General features: G+C 63.0%; 3 protein-coding genes. All 3 read left to right on the forward strand.

Annotated elements, in window-relative coordinates; genetic code table 11:
- Positions 1 to 284 precede the first annotated feature (284 nt).
- Positions 285 to 1,925 carry a fatty acid CoA ligase family protein gene (locus AC11W3_RS13175; RefSeq protein WP_484089246.1) on the forward strand — a complete coding sequence of 547 codons (1,641 nt, stop codon included), beginning with the start codon at positions 285 to 287 and terminating at the stop codon, positions 1,923 to 1,925.
- Positions 1,922 to 2,917: an NAD-dependent epimerase/dehydratase family protein gene (locus AC11W3_RS13180; protein WP_484089245.1), complete on the forward strand. Its 996-nt coding sequence runs from the start codon at positions 1,922 to 1,924 to the stop codon at positions 2,915 to 2,917. The genes AC11W3_RS13175 and AC11W3_RS13180 overlap by 4 nt, the downstream gene beginning before the upstream one ends.
- On the forward strand, positions 2,914 to 3,473 hold a 560-nt coding region (locus tag AC11W3_RS13185; RefSeq protein ID WP_484093133.1), incomplete at its 3' end, for a 4'-phosphopantetheinyl transferase family protein. The genes AC11W3_RS13180 and AC11W3_RS13185, both read left to right, overlap by 4 nt.

The following is a 3,473-nucleotide window of genomic DNA, read 5'->3' on the forward strand; positions in this document are numbered from 1 at the left end:
CCCTCTCCCTATGGGAGAGGGCAGGGGTGAGGGCAAGTGCCTCGGAGATACGGGCTTCCCTCACCCCGACCCTCTCCCGGAGGGCGAGGGGGAGCTTGAACTGTGGAGAAATGGGCAGGTGCAAGTAGCTAACCGGACAACGCTGCCCTACCCCCCCCTTTAACAAGGGGGGACTAAGCAGCTTAACAAGGGGACTAAGCAGCCCCGGGGGAAGATATTCCCTGCGTTCACCATGGGAATGGACGAAGAGTTTCTGAAACAGACGGATACCCAAAAGGAACCGAATGTCTAACCGTGAGTTGGTAAATATCGCCGCACACTTGCCCGAGATGGCAAGGCGACAGCCGGAGGCGACGGCCATCATCTTCCCCCGGCAAAACCGCCGCATGAGCTTCTCCGAACTGGACAAGCTGAGCGACAGGATCGCCTGTGGACTGATCGGAGTCGGCATCTGCCGCGGCGTGCGCACCGTTCTCATGGTCACTCCCAGCCCGGAGTTCTTCGCCCTCACCTTCGCCCTCTTCAAGGTCGGCGCCGTTCCTGTCCTGATCGATCCGGGTCTCGGCATCAGGAACCTGAAAACCTGCATGGCGGAAGCGCAGCCGCATGCCTTCATCGGGATACCCAAGGCCCACATAGCCCGCCTCATCTTCGGCTGGGGCAAGACGTCCCTCCGCAGCCTGGTCACCGTCGGCCCGCGCCTCGGTTGGGGCGGCACCACTCTCTCCGCCATCATCAGGAAAACTCCGGAAGACCTCCCCTTCCAACTGGCACCGACGCAGCACGACGACGTCGCCGCCATCCTCTTCACCAGCGGGAGCACGGGTGCGCCGAAGGGAGCCGTTTACAGCCACGGCAACTTCGCGGCACAGGTCGAGGCTCTGCGCAAAGTCTACGGCATCGAGCCGGGGGAAATCGACCTCCCCACCTTCCCGCTCTTCGCCCTTTTCGCACCGGCGCTCGGCATGACCGCCGTGATCCCGGAAATGGATTTCACCAGGCCGGGCTCGGTAGACCCCGTCAAGATCATCGGTGCCATCCAGAAATACGGCGTCACCACCATGTTCGGCTCGCCGGCCCTCATCAACCGCGTGAGCAGATATGGTGTCGAGCACGACGTAAAGCTCCCCACGCTGAAGCGGGCGATCTCCGCCGGTGCGCCGGTTCCTGCGGCAGTCCTGGAGCGCTTCACCAGCATGCTCAATCCCGGCGTCGAGGTCTTCACCCCCTACGGCGCCACCGAAGCCCTTCCCGTCTGTTCCATCGGGAGCAGCGAGATCCTGGGCAGCACGCGGCAGATCACCGACGCCGGCGGCGGCGTATGTGTCGGCTATCCCGTCGAGGGGATCCGGCTGGAAGTGATCGAGATAACGGACGATCCGGTCTATTACTATGACGAGTCGATGCGGGTGCCGACCGGTAAGATCGGCGAGATCATCGTGCAGGGGAAGCAGGTAACCCGGGGCTACTACAACCGTCCCGAGGCTGACCACGCAGCAAAGATCCTGGATCCCGAGACCGGTTCCTTCTTCCACCGCATGGGCGATCTCGGCGGGCGTGACGAAGACGGACGAGTCTGGTTCTGCGGCCGCAAGTCCCACCGGGTCGAGACCGCCAACGGCCCCCTCTTCACCATACCCTGTGAAGCGGTCTTCAATACCCATCCCCAGGTCTACAGGAGCGCGCTGGTCGGCGTCGGCACCCCGGGCGACAAGAAGCCGGTGTTGTGCGTCGAACTGGAAAAAGGGTTGACGGTCGACGAGAAGACGGTGCGGGAGGAACTTCTCGCCATCGCCCGCGACCATATCCATACCCACTCCATTGACACCATCCTCTTCCACCCCGCCTTCCCGGTCGATATCCGGCATAACGCCAAGATTTTCAGGGAGAAACTGGCCGTGTGGGCGGCGGAGAACCTGAAATGAAAGCGCTCGTCACCGGCGGCGGAGGCTTCCTCGGATCGGCCATCGTGCGGCAGCTACTGGCCCGCGGCGACCAGGTCGTCAGCTTCTCCAGGGGTGGCTACCAGGAATTGACCGCACTCGGCGTCGAGCAGAGTTGCGGCGACCTCTCCGACGCCGGCGCGGTCGCCGAGGCGGCCAAGGGATGCGACATCGTCTTTCATGTCGCCGCCAAGGCAGGAATCTGGGGTGACTACCAGGAATACCACCGGGCGAACGTGGTCGGGACCGGGAACGTCATCGCCGCCTGCCTGCTCAACTCCATCCCCCGCCTGGTCTACACCGGTTCGCCCAGCGTCGTCTTCGACGGCTCCGATGTCGAGGGGGGGGATGAACGGCTCCCCTATCCCGGCCATTTCGAGGCCTTCTATCCGCAGACCAAGGCACTGGCGGAACAGGCGGTACTCGCGGCCAACTCCGGGACGCTGGCCACTGTCTCGCTGCGTCCGCATCTAATCTGGGGGCCGGGCGACAACCACCTTGTGCCGCGCATCGTGGCCAAGGGGCGCGCCGGGAAGCTGAGGCGGATAGGAAGCAGGCCCTGCCTGGTCGATACCGTTTATGTCGAAAACGCCGCACTCGCCCACCTCAATGCTGCCGACAGGCTGGCGCCTGGCGCGCCATTGGCGGGGAAGGCTTATTTCATCTCCAACGGTGAGCCCCTCCCCCTTTGGGAGATGGTCAACCGCATCCTTGCCGCGGCGGGAGTTCCACCGGTAACCCGTACCGTTTCGCCGGGGCTTGCCTATGCAGTCGGCAACGTTTGCGAGGCTCTTTGGAAGATCTTCCGCCTGTCAGGGGAACCGCCGATGACCAGGTTCGCGGCGAAGGAGTTGTCGACCGCGCACTGGTTCAACCTTTCGGCGGCAAGAAGGGATCTGGGATACCAGCCGACGGTATCGATCGAGGAAGGTCTGAGGCGGCTCAAGGAGTGGTTCGACAGGGACGCGAGATGATCGGGGGCCCGCTTGATACAAGGCTCGCCTCACTTGTGGTTGACGAGGCCGAACTGGCACGGCTGCGGACCTTTCTCAGCGAAGATGAATTGCACCGTGGGAAGAGGTTGCTGGACAAGGCGCGGCGGGAGAGATTCTTCGCGGGACGCGGGATCGTGCGGGAAATCCTGGGAGCCGAGTTGGGTGAGGAACCTTCGGGGGTCACACTCTGTGAAGGGGAATTCGGGAAGCCAAGACTGAAGACCCGGTCGGGGGGGCTCACTTTCAGCGTGGCACATGCAGGTGATTACCTGCTCGTGGCACTCAGTCGCGGAAGGGAGGTCGGCATCGATCTCGAGCAGGTGCGGCAGGATCTGGAATTCCGTCCCATGGCCGAGCGTTATTTTTCACCGCGTGAGCAGGAAGAGCTCTTCAGCCTGCCGGAGAGCGGGCAGATCGAAGCTTTTTATCGCTGCTGGACCCGCAAGGAAGCGTATATGAAGGGGATAGGACTCGGATTCCACCAACCTTCCACGGAATTCGACGTATCCCTCCTGCAGGGCCATCCTCCGGCGCT

The organism is Geomonas sp. (assembly GCF_056994735.1).